At 61.7% G+C, this 1,029-nt stretch carries 1 protein-coding gene; it reads left to right on the top strand.

The annotated features are described in order from the left end of the window. On the top strand, window positions 1-817 hold an 817-nt coding region (locus tag EPN29_14405), incomplete at its 5' end, for a hypothetical protein (GenBank protein ID TAN29829.1). Window positions 818-1,029: the final 212 nt, after the last annotated feature.

The raw sequence follows: 1,029 nt of genomic DNA, 5'->3' as shown, positions 1-1,029 counted from the left end.
CCTCTTCCCCTCGACCCCCGTGCACGCCCTCTCCTTCCAACCCTTCACCGACGTCCTCACCGTCGGCCACTCGCGCGGAATCTCCTCCCTCCTCGTCCCCGGATCAGGCGAAGCAAACTTTGATTCGCTCGAAGCCGATCCGTTCGAGGGCAAGCGGAGGCGGAGGGAGCGCGAAGTCCAGGGCTTGTTGGACAAGGTTCCGATGGACCTCATCACGCTCGATGCGGATGTCGTTGGGCGCGTGGATCGGGGTGTCCTACGCAAGGGGGAGAAGAAGGATGTTCTTGCTCGTGAGGGGGCGACAAGTTTCGCCAAGATGAGTCGCGCCGAGAGGTTGAAAGTTCAGGGCAAGGCGGCGCTCGAGGAGGACGAAGAGTTGAGTGAGGGTGAGGACGAGGACGAGGAGGATGAGGAGTTGAGTCGGAGGAGGGAGAAGGCCGAGAAGAGGATCGAGAAGGCTGATGCGAAGAACCGCATGAGGGGCAAGAGTTCGGGACTGAAGAAGGCGCTCAGGAAGAGGCGGAGGAACGTCATTGATCCGCAGACGGTGCGTTCCCCGCGTCCCTCTCTCTCGCAGACGGCGTTGCTGATCCAGCTTGCGTCGGCAGGTCGCGCTCAAGGCGAAGCTCGAACGGCAGCGCGAACTCAACAAGCAGGCAAAGGCGAACAAGGCTGCGAAGGAGGCCGCGCAGTCGGGCCAGGGCGGCGCGCTCGAGCGGTTCAAGTTCGCGTAGGCGTAGATTCGCGCCCCCCTTCTCGTTTCTCGCTCGCATCTCGCACCCGCACCTCTCGCATCGCTCTTCGTTTGTTGTCATGATACGGCTGTCTTCTCTCTCCATCTTCTCGTGTTCGGTTCGGCGAAAGACGAAGCTAGCATTACTCGTCCTCGCGTAGATTGCGATCTTCGCCTGTCACCGCTGCTGCATCTCGCCGCCTTCTTCGTCCCCCAGCTCGGCGACGAACGGGCCGCATGGAGGAAGTGTCCAGTCGTCGATAGATTGCTCGAGGGCGTCGATAGCTTGTGCGAGC

Source organism: bacterium, from assembly GCA_004299235.1.
Taxonomy (GTDB): Bacteria; Chloroflexota; Dormibacteria; order Dormibacterales; family Dormibacteraceae; genus SCQL01.
Note: the sequence above shows the minus strand (reverse complement) of the source record. Positions and strands in the feature narration are given on the sequence as shown.